33 protein-coding genes are annotated in these 21561 nt (G+C 55.3%); 32 read left to right on the top strand and 1 reads right to left on the bottom strand.

Annotation, left to right across the window (positions count from 1 at the left end; genetic code table 11):
* Nucleotides 1–36: 36 nt before the first annotated feature.
* The 29 genes from rplC (at nt 37) to bfr (ending at nt 15656) form a co-directional block, all read left to right on the top strand.
* Complete coding sequence (gene rplC / locus L9059_RS24240; RefSeq protein WP_003186059.1) at nt 37–672, top strand: 50S ribosomal protein L3; 636 nt, start codon at nt 37–39, stop codon at nt 670–672.
* Between the two features lie 12 nt (nt 673–684).
* Nucleotides 685–1287 (top strand): 50S ribosomal protein L4, encoded by a 603-nt coding sequence (gene rplD / locus L9059_RS24235; protein WP_007896707.1) that lies wholly within the window; start codon nt 685–687, stop codon nt 1285–1287.
* On the top strand, nt 1284–1583 hold the full coding sequence (rplW, locus tag L9059_RS24230) for a 50S ribosomal protein L23 (protein WP_002555488.1): 300 nt from the start codon (nt 1284–1286) through the stop codon (nt 1581–1583). Before rplD ends, rplW begins: the two co-directional genes overlap by 4 nt.
* 14 nt (nt 1584–1597) lie before the next feature.
* Nucleotides 1598–2422 (top strand): 50S ribosomal protein L2, encoded by an 825-nt coding sequence (rplB, locus tag L9059_RS24225; protein ID WP_247293390.1) that lies wholly within the window; start codon nt 1598–1600, stop codon nt 2420–2422.
* A 16-nt stretch (nt 2423–2438) separates the two neighbouring features.
* The gene (gene rpsS, locus L9059_RS24220; protein WP_002555486.1) at nt 2439–2714 is read left to right on the top strand and encodes a 30S ribosomal protein S19; all 276 of its coding nucleotides are present in this window, start codon (nt 2439–2441) and stop codon (nt 2712–2714) included.
* A 13-nt stretch (nt 2715–2727) separates the two neighbouring features.
* Nucleotides 2728–3060 (top strand): 50S ribosomal protein L22, encoded by a 333-nt coding sequence (gene rplV / locus L9059_RS24215; RefSeq protein WP_003103908.1) that lies wholly within the window; start codon nt 2728–2730, stop codon nt 3058–3060.
* A 13-nt stretch (nt 3061–3073) separates the two neighbouring features.
* The gene (rpsC, locus tag L9059_RS24210; protein WP_003176422.1) at nt 3074–3760 is read left to right on the top strand and encodes a 30S ribosomal protein S3; all 687 of its coding nucleotides are present in this window, start codon (nt 3074–3076) and stop codon (nt 3758–3760) included.
* Between the two features lie 12 nt (nt 3761–3772).
* Entirely contained in the window at nt 3773–4186 is a 414-nt protein-coding gene (gene rplP, locus L9059_RS24205) for a 50S ribosomal protein L16 (RefSeq protein WP_007943783.1), read from the top strand.
* Nucleotides 4186–4377, top strand: a complete 192-nt coding sequence (gene rpmC / locus L9059_RS24200; RefSeq protein WP_008030901.1) for a 50S ribosomal protein L29 — start codon at nt 4186–4188, stop codon at nt 4375–4377. Before rplP ends, rpmC begins: the two co-directional genes overlap by 1 nt.
* Nucleotides 4378–4379: 2 nt before the next feature.
* Nucleotides 4380–4646, top strand: coding sequence for a 30S ribosomal protein S17 (gene rpsQ, locus L9059_RS24195; protein WP_003176419.1), 267 nt, complete (start codon nt 4380–4382; stop codon nt 4644–4646).
* Nucleotides 4647–4669: 23 nt separating this feature from the next.
* Entirely contained in the window at nt 4670–5038 is a 369-nt protein-coding gene (gene rplN / locus L9059_RS24190) for a 50S ribosomal protein L14 (RefSeq protein WP_002555479.1), read from the top strand.
* Between the two features lie 11 nt (nt 5039–5049).
* A complete protein-coding gene (rplX, locus tag L9059_RS24185; RefSeq protein ID WP_003176416.1) occupies nt 5050–5364 on the top strand; it encodes a 50S ribosomal protein L24 in 315 nt (104 codons plus the stop codon).
* Between the two features lie 22 nt (nt 5365–5386).
* Nucleotides 5387–5926 carry a 50S ribosomal protein L5 gene (gene rplE, locus L9059_RS24180; protein WP_003176415.1) on the top strand — a complete coding sequence of 180 codons (540 nt, stop codon included), beginning with the start codon at nt 5387–5389 and terminating at the stop codon, nt 5924–5926.
* A 13-nt stretch (nt 5927–5939) separates the two neighbouring features.
* Nucleotides 5940–6245: a 30S ribosomal protein S14 gene (gene rpsN, locus L9059_RS24175; protein WP_003176414.1), complete on the top strand. Its 306-nt coding sequence runs from the start codon at nt 5940–5942 to the stop codon at nt 6243–6245.
* Nucleotides 6246–6453: 208 nt separating this feature from the next.
* Entirely contained in the window at nt 6454–6846 is a 393-nt protein-coding gene (gene rpsH, locus L9059_RS24170; RefSeq protein WP_008065722.1) for a 30S ribosomal protein S8, read from the top strand.
* Nucleotides 6847–6858: 12 nt separating this feature from the next.
* Nucleotides 6859–7392, top strand: coding sequence for a 50S ribosomal protein L6 (rplF, locus tag L9059_RS24165; protein ID WP_003176412.1), 534 nt, complete (start codon nt 6859–6861; stop codon nt 7390–7392).
* A 10-nt stretch (nt 7393–7402) separates the two neighbouring features.
* Entirely contained in the window at nt 7403–7753 is a 351-nt protein-coding gene (gene rplR, locus L9059_RS24160) for a 50S ribosomal protein L18 (RefSeq protein WP_003186037.1), read from the top strand.
* A 3-nt stretch (nt 7754–7756) separates the two neighbouring features.
* A complete protein-coding gene (gene rpsE / locus L9059_RS24155; protein WP_007943782.1) occupies nt 7757–8257 on the top strand; it encodes a 30S ribosomal protein S5 in 501 nt (166 codons plus the stop codon).
* 2 nt (nt 8258–8259) lie between these two features.
* The gene (gene rpmD / locus L9059_RS24150) at nt 8260–8436 is read left to right on the top strand and encodes a 50S ribosomal protein L30 (RefSeq protein ID WP_003186033.1); all 177 of its coding nucleotides are present in this window, start codon (nt 8260–8262) and stop codon (nt 8434–8436) included.
* A 3-nt stretch (nt 8437–8439) separates the two neighbouring features.
* Nucleotides 8440–8877, top strand: coding sequence for a 50S ribosomal protein L15 (gene rplO, locus L9059_RS24145; RefSeq protein ID WP_007896782.1), 438 nt, complete (start codon nt 8440–8442; stop codon nt 8875–8877).
* Complete coding sequence (secY, locus tag L9059_RS24140; RefSeq protein WP_247293389.1) at nt 8878–10206, top strand: preprotein translocase subunit SecY; 1329 nt, start codon at nt 8878–8880, stop codon at nt 10204–10206. It abuts the gene before it with no gap.
* 27 nt (nt 10207–10233) lie between these two features.
* Nucleotides 10234–10350, top strand: coding sequence for a 50S ribosomal protein L36 (gene rpmJ / locus L9059_RS24135; protein WP_002555468.1), 117 nt, complete (start codon nt 10234–10236; stop codon nt 10348–10350).
* A gap of 130 nt (nt 10351–10480) precedes the next feature.
* Complete coding sequence (gene rpsM, locus L9059_RS24130; protein ID WP_003194635.1) at nt 10481–10837, top strand: 30S ribosomal protein S13; 357 nt, start codon at nt 10481–10483, stop codon at nt 10835–10837.
* A 30-nt stretch (nt 10838–10867) separates the two neighbouring features.
* Nucleotides 10868–11257 carry a 30S ribosomal protein S11 gene (rpsK, locus tag L9059_RS24125; protein ID WP_002555466.1) on the top strand — a complete coding sequence of 130 codons (390 nt, stop codon included), beginning with the start codon at nt 10868–10870 and terminating at the stop codon, nt 11255–11257.
* A gap of 18 nt (nt 11258–11275) precedes the next feature.
* Entirely contained in the window at nt 11276–11896 is a 621-nt protein-coding gene (gene rpsD / locus L9059_RS24120; RefSeq protein ID WP_003210056.1) for a 30S ribosomal protein S4, read from the top strand.
* Nucleotides 11897–11918: 22 nt separating this feature from the next.
* The gene (locus L9059_RS24115; RefSeq protein WP_003186012.1) at nt 11919–12920 is read left to right on the top strand and encodes a DNA-directed RNA polymerase subunit alpha; all 1002 of its coding nucleotides are present in this window, start codon (nt 11919–11921) and stop codon (nt 12918–12920) included.
* A 42-nt stretch (nt 12921–12962) separates the two neighbouring features.
* Nucleotides 12963–13349 (top strand): 50S ribosomal protein L17, encoded by a 387-nt coding sequence (rplQ, locus tag L9059_RS24110; protein ID WP_007896790.1) that lies wholly within the window; start codon nt 12963–12965, stop codon nt 13347–13349.
* 238 nt (nt 13350–13587) lie between these two features.
* The gene (locus L9059_RS24105; protein WP_247293388.1) at nt 13588–15042 is read left to right on the top strand and encodes a catalase; all 1455 of its coding nucleotides are present in this window, start codon (nt 13588–13590) and stop codon (nt 15040–15042) included.
* 149 nt (nt 15043–15191) lie between these two features.
* Entirely contained in the window at nt 15192–15656 is a 465-nt protein-coding gene (gene bfr, locus L9059_RS24100) for a bacterioferritin (RefSeq protein ID WP_007933692.1), read from the top strand.
* A gap of 63 nt (nt 15657–15719) precedes the next feature.
* On the opposite strand, the gene uvrA is transcribed toward bfr, so the two are convergent.
* Nucleotides 15720–18554, bottom strand: coding sequence for an excinuclease ABC subunit UvrA (gene uvrA / locus L9059_RS24095; protein WP_247293387.1), 2835 nt, complete (start codon nt 18552–18554; stop codon nt 15720–15722).
* A gap of 191 nt (nt 18555–18745) precedes the next feature.
* Here uvrA and L9059_RS24090 point away from each other — a divergent pair, with 191 nt between their 5' ends.
* From L9059_RS24090 to L9059_RS24080, 3 genes are all read left to right on the top strand, one after another.
* Complete coding sequence (locus L9059_RS24090) at nt 18746–20143, top strand: MFS transporter (RefSeq protein WP_247293386.1); 1398 nt, start codon at nt 18746–18748, stop codon at nt 20141–20143.
* 9 nt (nt 20144–20152) lie between these two features.
* Nucleotides 20153–20686 carry a single-stranded DNA-binding protein gene (locus L9059_RS24085; protein ID WP_247293385.1) on the top strand — a complete coding sequence of 178 codons (534 nt, stop codon included), beginning with the start codon at nt 20153–20155 and terminating at the stop codon, nt 20684–20686.
* 176 nt (nt 20687–20862) lie between these two features.
* A complete protein-coding gene (locus tag L9059_RS24080; RefSeq protein WP_247293384.1) occupies nt 20863–21333 on the top strand; it encodes a hypothetical protein in 471 nt (156 codons plus the stop codon).
* Nucleotides 21334–21561: the final 228 nt, after the last annotated feature.

Genomic DNA, 21561 nt, shown 5'->3' with positions numbered 1-21561 from the left:
CGGGTGAAAGCCCCGTACACTCATGAGGTTTACAACATGACTATTGGTGTAGTCGGTCGTAAATGCGGTATGACCCGTATTTTCACCGAAGAAGGTGTCTCCATTCCGGTCACGGTCATTGAGATCGAGCCGAATCGCGTCACCCAGTTCAAAACTGAAGAAACCGATGGCTATCGTGCAGTGCAAGTCACTGTAGGCGAGCGTCGTGCTTCGCGTGTTACAGCTGCTCAGGCTGGCCACTTCGCTAAAGCGAACGTTGCCGCTGGTCGTACCGTAATGGAATTCCGCCTTGAAGAAGGCGAGTACCAGGCCGGCGATCTGATCAACGCTGAAATCTTCGCCGCTGGTCAGCTGGTTGATGTAACCGGTCAGTCCAAAGGTAAAGGCTTCCAGGGTACGATCAAGCGTTGGAACTTCCGCGGGCAAGATAATACCCACGGTAACTCCGTGTCCCACCGCGTTCCAGGCTCTATCGGCCAGTGCCAGACTCCTGGTCGTGTATTCAAGGGCAAAAAAATGTCCGGTCATATGGGCGCTGAGCGCGTGACCGTGCAGTCCCTCGAAGTAGTGCGCGTGGACGCTGAACGCAATCTGTTGTTGGTCAAGGGCGCTGTTCCTGGCGCTACTGGCGGCAACTTGGTTGTACGTCCAGCAGCCAAGGCTCGCGGTTAAGGGGAAGCTGACATGCAATTAAATGTAAATGACGCTCAAGCGATCGAAGTTTCCGAACTGACATTTGGCGGCGAATTCAACGAGACGCTGGTTCACCAAGCAGTCGTGGCCTACATGGCCGGCGGCCGTCAAGGTAGCAAGCAGCAAAAGACCCGTTCCGACGTTCGTGGTGGCGGTAAGCGCCCATGGCGTCAGAAAGGTACTGGCCGCGCGCGTGCCGGTACTATCCGTAGCCCAATCTGGCGTGGCGGCGGTACCACTTTCGCAGCTCGTCCTCAGGATCACACCCAGAAGCTGAACAAGAAGATGTATCGCGCAGCAATGCGTTCCATCCTTGCTGAGCTGGTGCGTACTGATCGTCTGGTTGTGGTTCAGGACTTCGCTGTTGATGCACCGAAGACCAAAGATCTGCTGAACAAACTGACCGGCATGGGCCTGACTGACGTCTTGATCGTGTCTGAAGTAGTTGATCAGAACCTGTACCTGGCTGCTCGTAACCTGCCACACGTTGATGTACGTGACGTGCAAGGTTCCGATCCAGTTAGTCTGATCGCATACGACAAGGTGTTGATCACCGTGTCGGCCGTGAAGAAATTCGAGGAGCTGCTGGGATGAACCAGGAACGCGTATTTAAAGTTCTGCTCGGCCCGCACGTTTCCGAAAAGGCTACGGTTCTGGCTGACAAGAAAGGCCAGTTCGTTTTCAAGGTTGCAACTGACGCAACCAAGCTGGAAATCAAGAAGGCCGTCGAAAGCCTGTTCAGCGTGAAAGTAGAGCGTGTTACTACCCTGAATGTTCTGGGTAAGAGCAAGCGCACTGCTCGCGGTCTGGGCAAGCGTAATGACTGGAAGAAGGCAGTTATCTCCCTTCAGCCAGGCCAAGATCTCGATTTCAGCAGCAGTGCTGAGTAAGGAAGGGGTGCATCATGGCAATCGTTAAATGCAAACCGACTTCCCCTGGCCGCCGTCATGTGGTCAAGGTGGTCAACCAGGAGCTGCATAAAGGCGCTCCTCACGCACCGCTGCTCGAGAAAAAATCGAAGACTGGTGGTCGTAACAATAATGGTCGTATTACCACTCGTCACATCGGTGGTGGCCATAAGCAGCATTATCGTCTGGTCGATTTCCGTCGCAACGACAAAGATGGCATTCCAGCCACTGTTGAGCGTATCGAATACGATCCAAACCGTACTGCTCACATTGCTCTTATGTTGTACGCAGACGGCGAACGCCGTTACATCATCGCCCCTAAAGGCGTGAACGCTGGCGACCAGCTGATTTCGGGTGCTTTGGCTCCGATCAAGCCAGGCAACCAGTTGCAACTGCGCAGCATTCCAGTTGGTAGTACCGTACACGGCATCGAATTGAAGCCGGGTAAAGGCGCGCAAATCGCTCGTTCCGCTGGTGCTTCGGCTCAGCTGATCGCTCGTGAAGGTGTCTACGTGACCCTGCGTCTGCGTTCTGGTGAGATGCGTAAAGTGCTGGCTGAATGCCGTGCGACCCTGGGTGAAGTCTCGAACTCCGAGCACAGCCTGCGTTCGCTGGGTAAAGCTGGTGCCAAACGCTGGCGTGGCGTTCGCCCAACCGTTCGTGGTGTTGCCATGAACCCGGTTGACCACCCACATGGTGGTGGTGAAGGTCGTACCTCTGGTGGTCGTCATCCGGTATCGCCATGGGGCTTCCCGACTAAGGGCGCGAAGACTCGTGGTAATAAGCGTACCGACAAAATGATCGTCCGTCGTCGCAAGTAAATAGAGGGATACGACAGTGCCACGTTCTCTGAAAAAAGGTCCTTTTATTGATCTTCACCTACTGAAGAAGATCGAAGTGGCGGCGGAAAAGAACGATCGCAAACCAGTTAAGACCTGGTCGCGTCGTTCGATGATCCTGCCACAAATGGTCGGTTTGACCATTGCAGTGCATAACGGTCGTCAACATGTTCCAGTTCTCGTGAACGAAGACATGGTCGGCCACAAACTAGGCGAGTTTGCCGGTACCCGCACATATCGTGGGCACGTGGCAGACAAGAAAGCCAAGCGTTAAGGGGTAAGGAACGATGGAAGTAGCCGCTAAGTTGTCGGGCGCTCGAATCTCCGCCCAGAAAGCCCGCTTGGTCGCCGACCAGATCCGCGGGAAGAAGGTGGGCGAAGCGCTCAACCTGTTGGCTTTCAGCAGTAAGAAAGCCGCCGAGATCATGAAGAAAGTGCTGGAGTCGGCCGTAGCCAACGCCGAGCATAACGAAGGCGCAGACGTTGATGACCTTAAAGTCAGCACCGTTTTCGTCAACGAAGGGCGTTCGCTGAAGCGAATCATGCCACGTGCCAAAGGCCGTGCTGATCGCATCGTCAAGCGGTCTTGCCATATCACTGTCAAGGTTGCTGACAAGTAACGGAGTCGAAGAGATGGGTCAGAAAGTACATCCCATTGGCATTCGCCTGGGAATCGTCAAGGAGCACACCTCCGTCTGGTACGCAGACGGTCGGACTTATGCGGACTATTTGTTCGCTGATCTGAAGGTGCGTGAGTATCTCCAAGACAAACTAAAAAGCGCGTCCGTAAGCCGTATCGATATCCATCGTCCGGCTCAAACAGCACGTATCACCATCCACACCGCTCGTCCAGGTATCGTTATCGGGAAGAAAGGTGAAGATGTTGAGAAACTGCGTCAGGACCTGACCAAGCAAATGGGTGTGCCTGTGCACATCAATATCGAAGAAATCCGCAAGCCGGAACTCGACGGTATGTTGGTTGCGCAGAGCGTAGCTCAGCAGCTGGAGCGTCGCGTAATGTTCCGTCGCGCTATGAAGCGCGCTGTACAGAACGCCATGCGCATTGGTGCCAAAGGCATCAAAATCCAAGTGAGCGGTCGTCTCGGCGGTGCTGAAATCGCACGTACTGAATGGTATCGCGAAGGTCGTGTGCCACTGCACACCCTGCGTGCCGACATCGACTATGCCAACTACGAAGCTCACACCACTTATGGTGTGATCGGTGTAAAGGTTTGGATCTTCAAAGGCGAAGTAATTGGTGGTCGCCAAGAAGAACTGAAACCACAAGCACCAGCGCCTCGTAAAAAAGCTGCTAAGTAAGGGGTACGCCAAATGTTGCAACCAAAGCGTACGAAGTTCCGCAAGCAGATGACTGGCCACAACCGTGGCTTGGCTCAGCGCGGTAGCAAAGTCAGCTTCGGCGAATATGCGCTGAAGTCTGTAGCTCGTGGTCGTCTCACCGCTCGTCAGATCGAGTCAGCGCGTCGTGCTCTGACCCGTCACGTTAAACGTGGCGGCAAGATCTGGATCCGTGTATTCCCGGACAAGCCTATCTCCAAAAAGCCCCTCGAAGTTCGTATGGGTAAAGGTAAGGGTAGTGTGGAGTACTGGGTTGCCCAGATTCAGCCAGGCAAAGTCCTGTATGAAATCGAGGGCGTTTCTGAAGAGCTGGCGCGTGAGGCTTTTGCCCTGGCTGCTGCAAAGCTGCCGCTCGCCACCGCTTTTGTTAAACGGACGGTGATGTGATGAAAGCGAACGAACTTCGTGAAAAAGACGCGCCGCAGCTTAACGAGCAACTGCTCGGCCTGCTGCGCGACCAGTTCAATCTGCGCATGCAGAAAGCAACTGGCCAGTTGGGGCAGTCTCACCTGCTCCGGCAAGTTAAGCGTGACATCGCTCGCGTGAAGACTGTGCTCAAACAGCAGGCAGGTAAGTAATCATGGCTGAAGCCGAAAAAACCGTCCGTACGCTGACTGGCCGTGTTGTCAGCGACAAAATGGACAAGACCATCACCGTTCTGATCGAGCGTCGCGTAAAGCACCCGATCTACGGTAAATACGTTAAGCGTTCGACTAAGCTGCACGCGCACGACGAAACCAATCAGTGCCACATCGGCGACAAAGTCACTATTCGTGAAACTCGTCCTTTGGCCAAGACCAAGTCTTGGGCGCTGGTTGATGTTCTCGAACGCGCTGTGGAAGTCTAAGGACTAGGGGTCGGAGAAATTATATGATTCAGACTCAATCCATGCTCGATGTGGCCGATAACAGCGGCGCACGCCGCGTTATGTGCATCAAGGTGCTGGGTGGCTCCCATCGTCGTTACGCTGGTATCGGTGACATCATCAAAGTTACCGTGAAGGAAGCAATTCCTCGCGGTAAGGTGAAAAAAGGCCAAGTGATGACTGCTGTTGTAGTCCGCACTCGTCACGGCGTACGTCGTGCTGATGGCTCCATTATCCGCTTTGATGGCAACGCTGCTGTTCTTCTGAACAACAAGCAAGAGCCGATCGGCACCCGTATCTTTGGGCCAGTGACCCGTGAACTTCGTACTGAGAAGTTCATGAAGATCGTCTCGCTCGCCCCAGAAGTGCTGTAAGGAGATCCGACATGCAAAAGATTCGTCGTGACGACGAGATCATCGTGATCGCCGGCAAAGACAAAGGTAAGCGCGGTAAGGTGCTTAAGGTTCTCGCTAATAACCGTCTGGTTATTGGTGGTCTGAACCTGGTTAAGCGTCATACCAAGCCTAACCCTATGTCGGGCGTGCAAGGCGGTATCGTCGAAAAAGAAGCTCCACTGGACGCTTCTAACGTCGCCATTTTCAACGGCGAAACCAACAAGGCTGATCGCGTTGGTTTCAAAGTAGAAGACGGCAAGAAAATTCGTGTCTTCAAGTCGACCCAAAAAGCGGTTGATGCTTGAACACTGCTAGGTAGATGAGACCATGGCACGACTAAAAGAGATTTACTGGAAAGAAATCGCACCGAAGCTTAAGGAAGAACTTAAGCTTTCGAACGTGATGGAAGTTCCACGCGTTACCAAAATCACCCTGAACATGGGTCTGGGCGAAGCGGTCGGTGACAAAAAAGTCATCGAGCACGCTGTTGCCGACCTGGAAAAGATCACCGGTCAGAAAGTTGTTGTGACTTACGCTCGGAAATCCATCGCTGGCTTTAAAGTCCGTGAAGGTTGGCCGATCGGCGTCAAAGTGACTCTGCGCCGTGAGCGTATGTACGAATTCCTGGATCGTCTGCTGTCGATCTCCCTGCCTCGGGTTCGCGACTTCCGCGGCCTGAATGCCAAGTCCTTCGATGGTCGTGGTAACTACAGCATGGGCGTTAAAGAGCAGATCATCTTCCCGGAAATCGACTACGACAAGATCGATGCTCTCCGCGGTCTGGACATTACCCTGACCACCACTGCCAAGAACGATGATGAAGGTCGCGCCCTGTTGCGTGCTTTCAAATTCCCGTTCCGCAACTGATTGGAGTAGGAAAATGGCCAAGATGAGCATGAAAAACCGCGAGCTGAAGCGTCAGCTCACGGTTGCCAAGTACGCCAAAAAGCGTGCAGCACTGAAAGCTATCATCGTTGATCTGAACGCAAGTCCAGAAGCGCGTTGGGAAGCTACAGTAGCTCTGCAGAAGCAGCCACGTGACGCAAGCGCTTCGCGCATGCGTAACCGCTGCCGCCTGACCGGTCGTCCACACGGCGTTTACCGCAAGTTCGGCCTCGGCCGTAACAAACTGCGTGAAGCTGCAATGCGTGGTGACGTACCTGGTCTGGTTAAAGCCAGCTGGTAAGCACTGTCAAAGTCTCGGTGTTCTGGATCGCAAGATCCTGACCGCCGGTGACCTTGAACTTGAATCAAGCCCCTTTTGGGGCTTGATTCATTTGTGGGGTGTGTCTAGAATACCCGGCTCGCCTGAGCCCGTACTTTTTTCGTACGGAGGTTCTCGGCGAAGGTAGTAGCCGCAAGGCTTATTTTTTTGTATTAGGAGCGTCTAGCCCATGAGTATGCAGGACCCGTTAGCGGACATGCTAACTCGAATCCGTAATGCCCAGATGGCTGAAAAGTCCGTCGTAAGCATGCCTTCTTCCACGTTGAAGGTGGCTGTAGCTAAAGTCCTGAAGGACGAAGGTTACATCGCGGGTTATCAGATCAGCAGCGAAACAAAACCACTGCTGTCTATCGAGCTGAAATATTTCGAAGGCCGTCCAGTCATCGAAGAAGTGAAGCGCGTTAGCCGTCCAGGCCTGCGTCAGTACAAGTCCGTCGATGATCTGCCGAAAGTTCGTGGCGGTCTCGGTGTGTCTATCGTCTCCACCAACAAAGGTGTGATGACGGATCGTGCTGCGCGCGCTGCCGGTGTCGGCGGCGAAGTTCTTTGCACTGTGTTCTAAGGGGGGATAAGCATGTCACGCGTCGCTAAGAACCCCGTTAAGCTGCCAGCCGGTGTCGAAGTCAAATTCGCAGGCCAACAGCTTTCGGTGAAGGGTGCCAAGGGCACTCTCGAACTGAACATCCATTCGTCCGTTGAGATCGTTGAAGAAGCTGGTGAGCTGCGTTTCGCTGCTCGCAATGGCGATCAACAAACTCGCGCAATGGCTGGTACCACTCGTGCGTTGGTAAACAACATGGTCCAAGGCGTAAGCCAAGGCTTCGAGCGTAAGCTCCAGCTGGTCGGTGTTGGTTACAAAGCGCAAGCAAAAGGCACAGTGCTGAATCTGGCTCTTGGCTTCTCGCACCCAGTGGATTATGAACTGCCGGAAGGCATCACCGCTGAGACTCCTAGCCAGACCGATATCCTGATCAAGGGCATCGATAAGCAGCTGGTAGGTCAAGTGGCCGCCGAGATCCGCGACTTCCGTCCACCAGAGCCGTACAAAGGCAAAGGTGTGCGCTACGCGGACGAAGTCGTCCGTCGTAAAGAAGCCAAGAAGAAGTAGGGCATAGCAAATGACCGACAAAAAAGTTACTCGACTGCGTCGCGCTCGCAAAGCACGCCTGAAAATGCACGAACTCGAAGTCGTGCGTCTCTGCGTGTTCCGCTCGTCGCAGCACATCTACGCCCAGGTCATTTCGGCCGACGGCAACAAAGTCCTGGCATCTGCCTCGACTTTGGATAAAGAACTGCGTGATGGTGCCACTGGCAACATCGACGCGGCCACTAAGGTTGGCCAGCTGGTCGCTACGCGTGCAAAAGCCGCTGGCGTCTCGCAGGTGGCTTTCGACCGCTCTGGCTTCAAGTATCACGGCCGCGTCAAGGCGCTGGCTGATGCTGCTCGTGAAGCTGGGCTGGAGTTCTAAGTTATGTCAAATAACGACCAAAAGCGCGACGAAGGCTACATCGAGAAGCTGGTTCAAGTTAACCGCGTAGCCAAAACCGTTAAAGGCGGCCGTATCTTCACTTTCACCGCGTTGACCGTGGTTGGTGATGGTAAAGGGCGCGTTGGCTTCGGCCGTGGCAAGTCGCGTGAAGTGCCTGCTGCGATCCAGAAGGCAATGGAAGCTGCTCGCCGCAACATGATCCAAGTTGACCTGAACGGCACTACCCTGCAGTACGCAATGAAGTCCGGTCACGGCGCTTCGAAGGTGTACATGCAGCCTGCTTCTGAAGGTACCGGTATCATCGCTGGCGGCGCTATGCGTGCTGTCCTCGAGGTTGCTGGCGTTCAGAACGTTCTGGCCAAGTGCTACGGCTCGACTAACCCGGTAAACGTGGTTCACGCCACTTTCAAAGGTTTGAAAGCTATGCAATCTCCTGAATCCATTGCCGCCAAGCGTGGCAAAAGTGTCAAGGAGATCTTCTGATCATGGCTACCGTTAAAGTAACGCTGATCAAAAGCATGACCGGCCGCATCCCTAACCACAAACTGTGCGTTAAGGGTCTGGGTCTGCGTCGCATCGGTCACACTGTAGAAGTACTTGATACTCCCGAGAATCGCGGGATGATCAACAAGGCTTACTACATGCTGCGTGTCGAGGGTTAATCGATGAAACTCAATGATCTGAGTCCAGCGCCGGGTTCCCGTCGCGAAAAGCATCGTCCGGGCCGTGGTATCGGTAGTGGTTTGGGCAAGACCGGTGGCCGTGGCCACAAAGGTCAGTCCTCCCGCTCCGGTGGCACCATTGCTCCAGGCTTTGAAGGCGGTCAACAGCCGCTGCATCGTCGCCTGCCAAAATTCGGTTTCGTTTCCCTGAAGGCCATGGATCGCGCAGAAGTGCGTCTGTCCGAGTTGGCTAAAGTGGAAGGCGACATCGTCACCGTGCAGTCCCTGAAAGATGCCAACGTGATCAACGTCAACGTTCAGCGTGTGAAAATCATGCTGTCCGGCGAAGTGACTCGCGCTGTTACCATCGGAAAGGGAATCGGCGCCACCAAAGGTGCGCGTGCGGCTATCGAAGCAGCTGGCGGCAAGTTCGAGGAATAAATGGCTAAGCAAGGTGCTCTCTCTGCGCTCGGCAAAGGCGGTATGTCTGAACTCTGGGCTCGTCTGCGTTTTCTGTTCCTGGCGATTATCGTCTACCGAATAGGCGCACACATCCCGGTTCCAGGTATCAACCCGGACCGACTCGCGGACCTGTTTCGACAGAATGAGGGGACCATTCTTAGCTTGTTCAACATGTTTTCCGGCGGCGCGCTGGAACGGATGAGCATCTTTGCACTGGGGATCATGCCGTACATTTCGGCATCGATCATCATGCAGCTGATGACCGCCGTCAGCCCGCAGCTGGAGCAGTTGAAGAAGGAAGGTGAAGCTGGGCGTCGCAAGATTGCTCAGTACACCCGCTACGGCACTGTCGTCCTCGCTCTCGTTCAGGCAATTGGCATGTCCATTGGTCTGGCAGGGCAGGGCGTATCGTTCACTGGTGACTTTGGCTTCCATTTCGTCGCGGTATCCACTTTTGTGGCTGGTGCGATGTTTATGATGTGGCTGGGTGAGCAGATTACTGAGCGTGGTGTTGGCAACGGTATCTCGATGTTGATTTTCGCAGGTATCGTCGCCGGTCTTCCGAGAGCGATCGGGCAGTCTTTCGAGTCTGCACGTCAGGGGGATATCAACATTTTCGCCCTGGTTGCCATCGGTTTGCTGGCAGTAGCGATTATCGGTTTTGTGGTGTTCATTGAGCGTGGCCAGCGTCGTATTGCTGTTCACTACGCCAAGCGTCAGCAGGGCCGTAAGGTCTTCGCTGCGCAGACTAGCCACTTGCCGTTGAAGGTGAACATGGCCGGTGTTATTCCGGCTATTTTCGCGAGCAGCATTTTGCTGTTCCCGGCTTCGTTGGGTACCTGGTTCGGTCAGTCTGAAGGTTTGGGCTGGTTGCAGGACATCTCGCAGTCGATCGCTCCTGGTCAGCCGTTGAATATTCTGCTGTTTAGTGCAGGGATTATTTTCTTCTGCTTCTTCTATACGGCGTTGATGTTCAATCCGAAAGACGTAGCGGAAAACCTGAAGAAGTCCGGTGCCTTTATTCCGGGCATCCGTCCAGGTGAGCAGTCGGCGCGCTACATTGATGGCGTTCTGACTCGTTTGACCCTGTTCGGTGCTCTATATATGACGGCCGTGTGCCTGCTGCCCCAGTTTCTGGTGGTTGCGGCAAACGTTCCGTTCTACCTTGGCGGGACCTCGTTGCTGATCGTCGTCGTGGTTGTGATGGACTTCATGTCCCAAGTACAATCGCACCTCGTTTCGCACCAGTACGAATCCCTGATGAAGAAAGCCAACCTGAAGGGTTACGGCAGCGGAATGTTGCGCTGAGTACCCATAAGGTTCGAGGAGTTGGTGATGAAAGTTCGTGCATCGGTGAAAAAGCTGTGCCGTAACTGCAAGATTATTCGCCGCGAAGGTGTTGTTCGAGTAATTTGCAGCGCGGAACCGCGTCACAAACAGCGCCAAGGCTGAGTGTGATTGTGCTTCAAGCCCGGTAGCTAGTGCGCTACCGGGTTGATTATTTGTTATTACAGCGATATTATCTCGCGCCCTATTTCTTGGCTTCCGGGGCGTAGGTAGCTGTCAATTGGAGTCCCACTGAATGGCCCGTATTGCAGGCGTTAACATTCCAGATAACAAGCATACTGTTATCTCGCTGACCTACATCTATGGTGTTGGTCGCACTACTGCACAGAAGATCTGTGCGGTTGCTGGGGTAAACCCAGCTGCAAAGATCAAAGATCTGAGCGACGAGCAGATTGAACAGCTGCGTGGCGAAGTGGCGAAGTTCACCACTGAAGGTGACCTGCGTCGCGAAATCAACATGAAAATCAAGCGTTTGATGGACCTCGGTTGCTATCGCGGTCTGCGTCATCGTCGTGGTCTTCCAGTACGCGGTCAGCGTACCAAGACTAACGCGCGTACCCGTAAAGGTCCGCGTAAGCCGATCCGCAAGTAATCGCCCCAGCGAATCGACAGGAAAATTATCATGGCAAAACCTGCTGCTCGTCCTCGTAAAAAAGTTAAAAAGACAGTGGTTGATGGCATCGCCCACATCCATGCTTCTTTTAACAACACAATCGTGACCATCACCGACCGTCAAGGCAACGCTCTTTCTTGGGCTACCTCCGGTGGTTCGGGTTTCCGCGGTTCCCGCAAGTCCACCCCGTTCGCTGCTCAAGTAGCTGCTGAACGTGCTGGTCAAGCTGCGCTGGAATATGGCCTGAAAAACCTCGACGTTAACGTCAAGGGTCCAGGTCCAGGTCGTGAGTCCGCTGTCCGTGCTTTGAACGGCTGTGGCTATAAGATCGCCAGCATCACCGACGTGACGCCAATCCCGCACAACGGGTGCCGTCCGCCGAAGAAGCGCCGCGTGTAATCCAGGAGATTGTAAAGAATGGCTCGTTACATTGGTCCAAAATGCAAACTCGCTCGTCGCGAAGGCACCGATCTCTTCCTGAAGAGCGGCGTGCGCGCGATCGAATCGAAGTGCAACATTGAAGCAGCACCTGGTATCCACGGCCAACGCCGCGGTCGCCAGTCCGATTACGGCACCCAACTGCGTGAAAAGCAGAAGGTTCGTCGTATCTACGGCGTTCTCGAGCGTCAGTTCAGCGGCTACTACAAAGAAGCTGCTGGCAAGAAAGGTGCAACCGGTGAAAACCTGCTGCAACTGCTCGAATGCCGTCTGGACAACGTTGTATACCGTATGGGCTTTGGTTCGACTCGTGCCGAATCCCGTCAGCTGGTATCGCACAAATCCGTAAGCGTTAACGGTCAGACCGTAAACGTGCCGTCGTACCAGGTTCGTGCTGGTGACGTGGTCGCGATTCGCGAGAAAGCAAAGAACCAACTTCGCATTGTCCAAGCTCTCGATCTGTGTGCCCAACGTGGCCGCGTAGAATGGGTAGAAGTAGACACTGAGAAGAAGTCGGGCGTTTTCAAGAACGTTCCAGCTCGCAGTGATCTGTCCGCCGACATCAACGAAAGCCTGATTGTCGAGCTCTACTCCAAGTAAGGGCTAGAAAATAGGTGCATCCATGCAGATTTCGGTAAATGAGTTCCTGACACCCCGCCATATTGATGTGCAGGTTGTCAGTCCAACCCGCGCCAAGATCACTCTCGAGCCTCTCGAGCGTGGTTTCGGCCACACCCTGGGCAACGCGCTGCGCCGCATCCTGTTGTCCTCAATGCCCGGCTGTGCAGTAGTCGAGGCCGAGATTGACGGTGTACTCCATGAGTACAGCGCCATCGAAGGCGTACAGGAAGACGTAATTGAAATCCTGTTGAACCTTAAAGGTCTGGCTATCAAGCTGCACGGTCGTGACGAAGTTACGCTGACCTTGTCGAAGAAGGGTTCGGGGGTGGTTACCGCTGCCGATATTCAGCTGGATCATGATGTCGAGATCGTTAACCCCGATCACGTAATCGCTAACCTGGCGTCTAACGGCGCCCTGAACATGAAGCTCACCGTAGCTCGTGGTCGTGGTTATGAACCGGCAGACTCGCGTCAGAGCGATGAAGACGAAAGCCGCAGCATTGGTCGCTTGCAGCTTGACTCTTCGTTCAGCCCGGTTCGCCGTATCGCATACGTGGTGGAAAACGCCCGTGTCGAGCAGCGTACTAACCTGGACAAGCTGGTTATTGATCTGGAAACCAACGGTACCCTGGACCCTGAAGAGGCTATCCGCCGTGCTGCAACCATCCTGCAACAGCAGTTGGCTGCGTTCGTCGATCTCAAAGGTGACAGTGAGCCAGTGGTTGTCGAGCAGGAAGACGAGATCGATCCGATCCTGCTTCGCCCGGTTGACGATCTGGAACTGACTGTACGTTCGGCTAACTGCCTTAAGGCGGAAAACATCTACTACATCGGTGACCTGATTCAGCGTACCGAAGTAGAGCTGTTGAAGACTCCGAACCTTGGCAAGAAATCCTTGACTGAAATCAAGGACGTTCTGGCCTCCCGCGGTCTGTCCCTCGGCATGCGCCTCGACAACTGGCCGCCTGCAAGTCTTAAGAAGGACGACAAGGCGACTGCCTGATCGTCGTAATCACCGAACGTTGTGTTTGGTAAGGAATGAACCATGCGTCATCGTAAAAGTGGTCGTCACCTGAGCCGCACCAGCTCGCACCGCAAGGCCATGTTTCAAAACATGGCGGTGTCGCTGTTCGAGCACGAGCTGATCAAAACTACACTGCCAAAAGCCAAAGAACTGCGTCGCGTTGCTGAGCCGCTGATCACTTTGGCTAAGACAGACAGCCTGGCTAACCGCCGTCTGGCTTTCGACCGTACTCGTTCGAAAGCTATCGTTGGTAAGCTCTTCAACGACCTGGGCAAGCGTTACGCTACCCGTGAGGGTGGCTACCTGCGCATCCTCAAGTGCGGTTTCCGCACGGGTGACAACGCGCCTATGGCGTACGTTGAGTTGGTTGATCGTCCAGTTGGCGGTGAAGCTGTATCCGCTGAGTAAGACGTCAGTCTGAAACGAAAAACCGGGCCTAGTGCCCGGTTTTTTGTGTCTGTTATAAACGCGCTGTTCGTAAACGCTCCCTATGCCTGTTGCAGTCATTATTCGATCTGGATCGTTCTTAGTATTTTTCTATTGATGTCCGCAAATTAATGAATTTGTAGGTGTGCTGATCAATGGTGATACTTATCCCAAGCCGATTGGCCGGCAAGATCCAGATCAGACAGAGGAAGAACACCGCATGAGTCAGAACAAAACGCTAACCACCGCCAGTGGCGCTCCTGTCGCCGATAACCAGAATTCCCGCTCCGCCGGCCCTCGCGGCCCGCTGCTTCTTGACGACTTTCATCTGATCGAAAAGCTCGCCCATTTCAACCGTGAAAACATCCCTGAGCGTCGTGTCCACGCCAAGGGTTCGGGTGCCTACGGCACGTTCACCGTGACCCGCGACATCATGGAATACACCAGTGCCAAACTATTTGAAGCTGTCGGCAAGCAAACCCCAACCTTCTTGCGATTCTCCACGGTAGGTGGTGAGCGCGGTTCCGCCGATACCGAGCGCGATCCACGGGGCTTTGCCCTGAAGTTCTATACCGAGGAAGGTAACTGGGACATTGTCGGTAACAACACACCAGTGTTCTTCATCCGTGATCCGCTGAAGTTTCCGGACTTCATCCACACGCAAAAGCGTCTGCCGCAGAGCAATCTCAAAAGTGCACAGATGATGTGGGATTTTTGGTCTCACTCGCCTGAGGCCCTGCACCAGGTCACCATCCTGTTCTCGGACCGAGGCATTCCGGACGGTTACCGTCACATGCACGGCTTCGGCAGCCACACCTACAGCCTGCTCAATGCCAAGGGCGAGCGTCACTGGGTGAAGTGGCATTACAAAACCCAGCAAGGGATCAAGAACCTGGCCCCGGCAGACGCTGCACGCCTGGCCGGTACCGACCCTGATTACGCCCAGCGCGACCTGTTCGAGGCGATCGAGCGCGGTGACTTCCCGAAATGGCGAGTGTGCATTCAGATCATGTCTGAGGCCCAGGCCGCCGCTCATTACGAAAATCCGTTCGACGTGACCAAGACCTGGTCGCAGAAAGAGTTCCCGCTGATCGAAGTCGGTGAGCTTGAACTCAACCGGAATCCTCAGAACTATTTTGCCGAAGTAGAGCAGGCGGCATTCGGTCCGAGCAACATGGTTCCGGGTGTGGGTTTGTCGCCGGATCGCATGCTGCAAGGTCGTGTGTTCGCTTACGCCGATGCCCACCGCTACCGTGTTGGCACCAACCACCAACAACTGCCGGTGAACGCTGCGCGTAACCAGGTCAACAGCTACCAGCGTGATGGATCGATGGCGTTCGGCAGCAATGGCGGCGCAGCACCGAATTACGAACCGAACAGCTATGTAGATTCGCCGAAGCAAGCGCCGCGTTACGCAGAGCCTGCGCTGACCTTGAGCGGAGCGGCTGATCGTTATGATCATCGCGAGGACACCGATTATTACAGTCACGCTGGTGCGCTGTTCCGTCTGATGAGCGATGAGCAGAAGAACCTGCTCGTCAACAACATTGCCGGCGCTATGACCGGAGTTTCCAGCGATGTGGTTGATCGTCAGTTGCAGCATTTCTTCAGAGCCGACCCAGCGTATGGAGAAGCAATCGCAAAGGTGCTCAACGTACAGCTTAACGAAGTCTAAACGAGAAGCAGAACCGCCCTCATTTGGGCGGTTTTTGCGTTATTTAAACTGCTTTTCTCAGAATATCCTCGCTTTTATCGCGCAATCGGCGTGACCAATTGGTCGGGTTGGTTCAAACTACAGACTTTCAAGCAGGGAGATGTAGGGCGATGCAAGGGCACCCAGACGTAATCGATTACCTCAACACGTTGCTCACCGGCGAACTGGCGGCTCGTGATCAATATTTCATCCATTCGCGGATGTACGAGGACTGGGGTTTCACCGAGCTCTACGAACGTATCAACCACGAGATGGAAGAAGAAGCGCAGCACGCTGACGCCCTGATGCGTCGTATCCTGATGCTGGAAGGCACGCCACGCATGCGTCCGGACGACTTGGATGTCGGCACTACGGTGCCTGATATGCTCGCTGCCGACCTTCGACTGGAATACAAAGTCCGCGCCGCACTCTGCAAGGGCATCGAGCTCTGCGAGCTGCACAAGGACTACGTCAGTCGCGAGATCCTGCGCATTCAACTGAACGACACTGAAGAAGATCACACCTACTGGCTTGAGAAGCAGTTGGGTCTGATCAAGTTGATTGGTCTGGAGAATTACCTGCAATCGCAGTTCTGATTCCCTGATACAAAAAAGCCCCTGTCACCGACAAAGTGACAGGGGCTTTTTCGTGGGCTTGAATCAGGCCTTGTCGCGAGCCAGCAGCGGTTTCAGGTAGAAGCCGGTGTGAGACTGCTTCATCTCCGAGACTTCTTCCGGCGTACCGACCGCTATGATCTGCCCACCTTTGGAACCCCCTTCCGGCCCCAAGTCCACCAACCAGTCGGCAGTCTTGATCACGTCGAGGTTATGCTCGATCACCACCACGGTGTTGCCGTGGTCGCGCAGTCGATGCAGCACGTCGAGCAATTGCTGGATATCCGCGAAGTGCAGGCCAGTAGTTGGTTCGTCGAGGATATACAGGGTCTTGCCGGTATCGCGCTTGGACAGTTCGCGGGACAGTTTCACCCGCTGGGCTTCACCGCCGGACAGCGTGGTCGCCGATTGCCCAAGCTTGATGTAGGACAGTCCCACGTCCATCAGTGTTTGAAGCTTGCGTGCCAAGGCTGGGACCGCATCGAAGAACACTCGTGCCTCTTCGATAGTCATCTCGAGGGTCTCGTGGATGTTCTTGCCTTTGTACTTGATCTCCAAGGTCTCGCGGTTATAGCGCTTGCTCTTGCAGACGTCGCACGGAACATAGATATCCGGCAGGAAGTGCATTTCCACCTTGATCAAGCCGTCGCCCTGACAAGCTTCGCAGCGTCCGCCTTTCACGTTGAAGGAGAAACGCCCTGGCCCGTAACCCCGGGAGCGGGACTCCGGCACGCCGGCGAACAGTTCGCGAATCGGTGTGAACAGCCCGGTGTAGGTCGCCGGGTTCGAGCGAGGCGTACGACCGATCGGGCTCTGGTCGATGTCGACAACCTTGTCCAGGTGCTCCAGGCCCTTGATGCTGTCGTGGGCGGCAGCTTCGAGGGTGGTTGCACCGTTTAGCGCAGTAGCGCTCAGGGGGAATAGCGTGTTGTTGATCAGCGTCGACTTTCCGGAGCCCGATACGCCGGTCACACAGGTCAGCAGGCCGATCGGAATGTCCAGGTCGACATTGCGCAGGTTGTTGCCGCGAGCGCCCTTGAGCGACAGCGACAGCTTCTTGTTGCGTGGCGTGCGCTGGGCCGGCACCGCGATCTTCACGCGTCCGGACAAATACTTGCCGGTCAATGAATCCGGATGCGCCATGACCTCGGCCGGCGTGCCTTCGGCGACGATATGTCCACCGTGTACCCCCGCGCCGGGCCCGATATCCACAACGTAATCAGCGAGACGGATCGCATCTTCATCATGCTCGACCACGATTACCGTGTTACCGATGTCGCGCAGGTGCTTGAGGGTGCCGAGCAAACGGTCATTGTCGCGTTGATGCAGACCGATTGAAGGTTCGTCGAGGATGTATAGGACTCCCACCAGGCCGGCGCCAATCTGGCTAGCCAGGCGGATTCGCTGAGCCTCACCGCCGGACAACGTGTCGGCACTGCGGTCCAGCGAAAGATAGTCGAGACCCACGTTGACCAGGAACTGCAGGCGCTCGCGGATTTCCTTGAGGATCTTGTCGGCAATTTCACCGCGACGGCCAGTGAGCTTCAGGCCGCCGAAATATTCACAGGCATCGCCAATCGGCAGGTTGGTCACCGCCGGTAGCGTCTTCTCGCCCACCCAGACGTGCCGCGCTTCACGACGCAGGCGGGTGCCACGGCAGTCAGGGCAGGGCTGGGTACTGAGGAACTTGGCGAGTTCTTCGCGGACCGAGGCCGACTCGGTTTCGCGATAGCGACGGTCCAGGTTCGGCACGATGCCTTCGAACGGGTGCGAGCGTTTGACGATATCGCCACGGTCGTTCAGATATTTGAAGTCGACGTTCTGCGAGCCACTGCCATGCAGAATGAATTTCTGTTGGTCGGCGGGCAGTTCGTTGAACGGCACTTCAAGGCTGAATTTGTAATGCGCCGCCAACGACCCGAGCATCTGAAAGTAGTAGACATTGCGTCGGTCCCAGCCGCGTATAGCGCCTTCTGCTAGCGTCAGCTCGCCATTGACCAATCGCTTGATGTCGAAAAACTGCTTCACCCCCAGACCGTCGCAGGTCGGGCAAGCGCCAGCGGGGTTGTTGAAGGAGAACAGCTTGGGCTCCAACTCGCTGATCGCATGGCCGCAGATCGGGCAGGCAAATCGCGCGGAGAAAATGATTTCTTCACCGGCTTCGTCGTCCATCGGCGCGACCAGCGCGATGCCGTCGGCCAATTTCAGGGCGGTCTCGAACGACTCGGCCAGACGCTGTTGCAGATCGGCGCGAACCTTGAAGCGGTCAACCACGACATCGATCGAATGCTTTTTCTGTTTATCCAGCTTCGGCAGTTCATCCAGCTCGCACAGCCGGCCGTTAACCCGGGCGCGCACGAAACCTTGGGCGCGCAGTTCTTCGAAGACCGAAAGATGTTCGCCTTTACGCTCGCGAATCACCGGTGCCAGCAGCATGAGCTTGCTGCCCTCCGGTTGGGCGAGGACCAGATCGACCATCTGACTGACGGTTTGCGCTTCCAGGGGGATATCGTGGTCCGGGCAGCGTGGAATACCGACACGGGCGTACAGCAGGCGCAGGTAATCATAGATTTCGGTGATGGTGCCGACCGTCGAGCGCGGGTTGTGCGAGGTCGACTTCTGCTCGATGGAAATAGCTGGCGACAAACCTTCAATGGTGTCGACGTCAGGTTTTTCCATCATCGACAGGAACTGCCGGGCATAGGCAGACAGCGATTCGACGTAGCGGCGCTGGCCCTCGGCGTACAGTGTGTCGAACGCCAGGGAAGACTTGCCGGATCCGGACAGGCCGGTGATGACGATCAGTTTGTCCCGCGGCAGGGTCAGGTCGATGTTCTTCAGGTTGTGGGTTCGGGCCCCACGAATCAGGATCTTGTCCAAAGTGGCCTCGCTTGGCGGGCGTCGAAAACGTAGGAGTATACGGCCAAATACTGGATGGATGCACACTATCAAACGAGCGGGTTATTCTCTTACATGAAGAGTCTGTCAGGTGAGCGCGGCAAAGCGTCGCGATATACCCTGTCAATCGATGGGACTGGTAGAATCGCCGCCGGTTCACATGAGGTTTTTCCATGCACGATCCCCACAGCGAACGCATGAGTGGCAGTGAGACCCGCGCAGCAAGCGGTCTGGCCCTGGTGTTCGCCTTCCGTATGCTTGGCATGTTCATGGTATTGCCAGTGTTGGCGACCTATGGCATGGACCTGGCTGGAGCGACCCCGGCCCTCATCGGACTGGCGATTGGCGCTTACGGCCTGACCCAGGCGCTCTTCCAGATTCCCTTAGGCTTCATTTCCGACCGCATCGGCCGTCGCCCGGTGATCTACCTGGGGCTCATCATCTTTGCCCTGGGTAGCATATTGGCCGCCAATGCCGATTCTATCTGGGGTGTGATTGCCGGGCGGATCCTGCAGGGCGCGGGCGCAATTTCCGCTGCGGTGATGGCGCTGCTGTCAGACTTGACCCGCGAGCAGCACCGCACGAAAGCCATGGCCATGATCGGCATGACCATCGGCTTGTCATTCGCCGTTGCAATGGTCGTAGGCCCGCTGCTGACACGCGCCTTTGGGCTGTCCGGGCTGTTCCTCGCCACCGGAGGCATGGCGCTGCTCGGCATTGCCATCGTGATGTTCATGGTGCCCCGTGCCACCGGTCCGCTGCAGCATCGAGAATCCGGTGTGGCACGCCAGGCGCTGTTGCCAACGCTCAAGCACCCGGACCTGTTGCGCCTGGACCTCGGCATTTTTGTGTTGCACGCCATGTTGATGTCCAGCTTCGTTGTTTTGCCCCTGGCACTGGTCGAAAAAGCCGGCCTTCCCAAGGAGCAGCACTGGTGGGTATACCTCACCGCGCTGCTGATTTCTTTCTTCGCCATGATCCCGTTCATTATCTACGGTGAGAAGAAACGTAAAATGAAACGAGTTTTATTGGGCGCGGTGCTGACGCTGATGCTCACTGAGCTATTCTTCTGGCAGTTCGGCGATAGCTTGCGGGCTCTGGTAATTGGCACGGTGGTGTTCTTCACCGCATTCAACCTGCTGGAAGCCTCGTTGCCCTCGCTGATCAGCAAGGTTTCACCGGCAGGCGGCAAGGGCACGGCTATGGGGGTTTATTCCACCAGTCAGTTCCTCGGTTCGGCGTTGGGCGGGATCATGGGCGGGTGGATGTTCCAGCATGGCGGTTTGTCGGCTGTGTTCCTTGGATGCGCCGGGCTGGCTGCCCTCTGGTTGGCCTTTGCTGTTACCATGCGCGAACCTCCCTACGTGACGAGCCTGCGCTTGCCGCTGTCGCCCGAAGCGATCCGCGAAGCGGGTCTGGTCGAGCGCCTGATGGCCGTCGTAGGGGTAACAGATGCAGTCGTGGTTGCTGATGAAGCAGCCATTTACATCAAATTGGACACCGAACTATTGGATCGCACCACCCTCGAGCGCCTGGTGAACAACCCGGCCCCGACAGCGTGCGAAGCCTAGGAGAACGTTATGGCCCGTGGGGTTAACAAAGTCATATTGGTCGGCACTTGCGGCCAGGATCCCGAAGTTCGCTACCTGCCTAACGGTAACGCCGTGACCAACCTGAGTCTGGCGACCAGCGAACAATGGACCGATAAGCAAACCGGTCAGAAGGTCGAGAAGACCGAATGGCACCGTGTATCGATGTTCGGCAAGGTTGCTGAGATCGCCGGCGAATACCTGCGTAAGGGTTCGCAGGTGTACATCGAAGGCAAGCTGCAGACCCGTGAATGGGAAAAAGACGGTATCAAGCGTTACACCACTGAAATCGTGGTCGACATGCAAGGCACCATGCAACTGTTGGGCGGTCGTCCACAGCAGGGTGACCAGCAAGGCGGGGGCAACAACTACCAGCAGTCCGCCCCGGCTCCACGCCAGCAGGCTCCACGCCCGCAGGCACCACAACAACAGTCTGCACCGCAGCAGTCGCGTCCGGCACCTCAGCAGGCCGCTCCGCAGCCAGCTCCGGATTTCGACAGCTTTGATGACGATATTCCGTTCTGAGAGTTACCTTAGACTAAAACTGTAAAGTATTTCCCTGAAAGCCCCAAAGCGTATGCGTTTGGGGCTTTTTAGTGTTTCGCTGTAGGAATATTCTGTTTTTTGTTTTTCATGTGGTCTACACGACTATCGTGACTTTTCTTTGGTTAATCTCCACTCCTGAATTTTATCGAGTGGTTATGATGCAAGGGCATGAAGGCAAAGCAGATAAGTGGGAAGTTAGGGTGAGCTCTCTACCACGAGAGTATACAGTCGAAGAGTTCACTGAGGACTACGCTGACTATATAGCATCCGAGCTCGACAAGGACTGGAGGGATGACCTCTTCAGCTGGAGCCTCAAATGGATTGGCTCGGGGCTTTGCTTTGTAGGCGGCTTGTTCCTGATCTTTGGGCCGTCGACGATCATGGTCAGCACATTCTCAGGTCCAAATTTTTTCCAGATATTTCAGTTGTATCCTGCTCCAATTGTCAGTGTCGGCGGCATTATCTTCGGTGTCCATAAATGGATTTCGCAGTCCAAGGTACCAATGACCCCCGAAGCATACTTGCTGCATTATTATTCGGTACTAGGGCCGGATGACACTGAGCTAAATGAAAGGGTTGATGTCCGGCATGTCGGTGAAGATATTTTTTATATTTCCTGCATTTAATGAGTAACTTGGTTTTTAGGTTCTTTACGAAATGCCTTGTAACGCTGCCACCCAATCCGAACACCGAGATTGGGTAGCGTACGCGCATATGGAATTAGGACTTCATATTGGTTAAGCAATACGAAACCCTCAATGCGGGCGTCGGTTTCGTGCGGGTGGCGCTCCCAAGATCCAGGCATAGCAGAGCCACGCAGGCCATGTAATCATTCGTCGTCGGAACACCGCCCG

Source organism: Pseudomonas violetae (genome assembly GCF_023072615.1).
Lineage (GTDB): Bacteria > Pseudomonadota > Gammaproteobacteria > Pseudomonadales > Pseudomonadaceae > Aquipseudomonas > Aquipseudomonas violetae.
The sequence above is the reverse complement of the archived record's forward strand: the minus strand, read 5'-3'. Positions and strand labels throughout refer to the sequence as shown.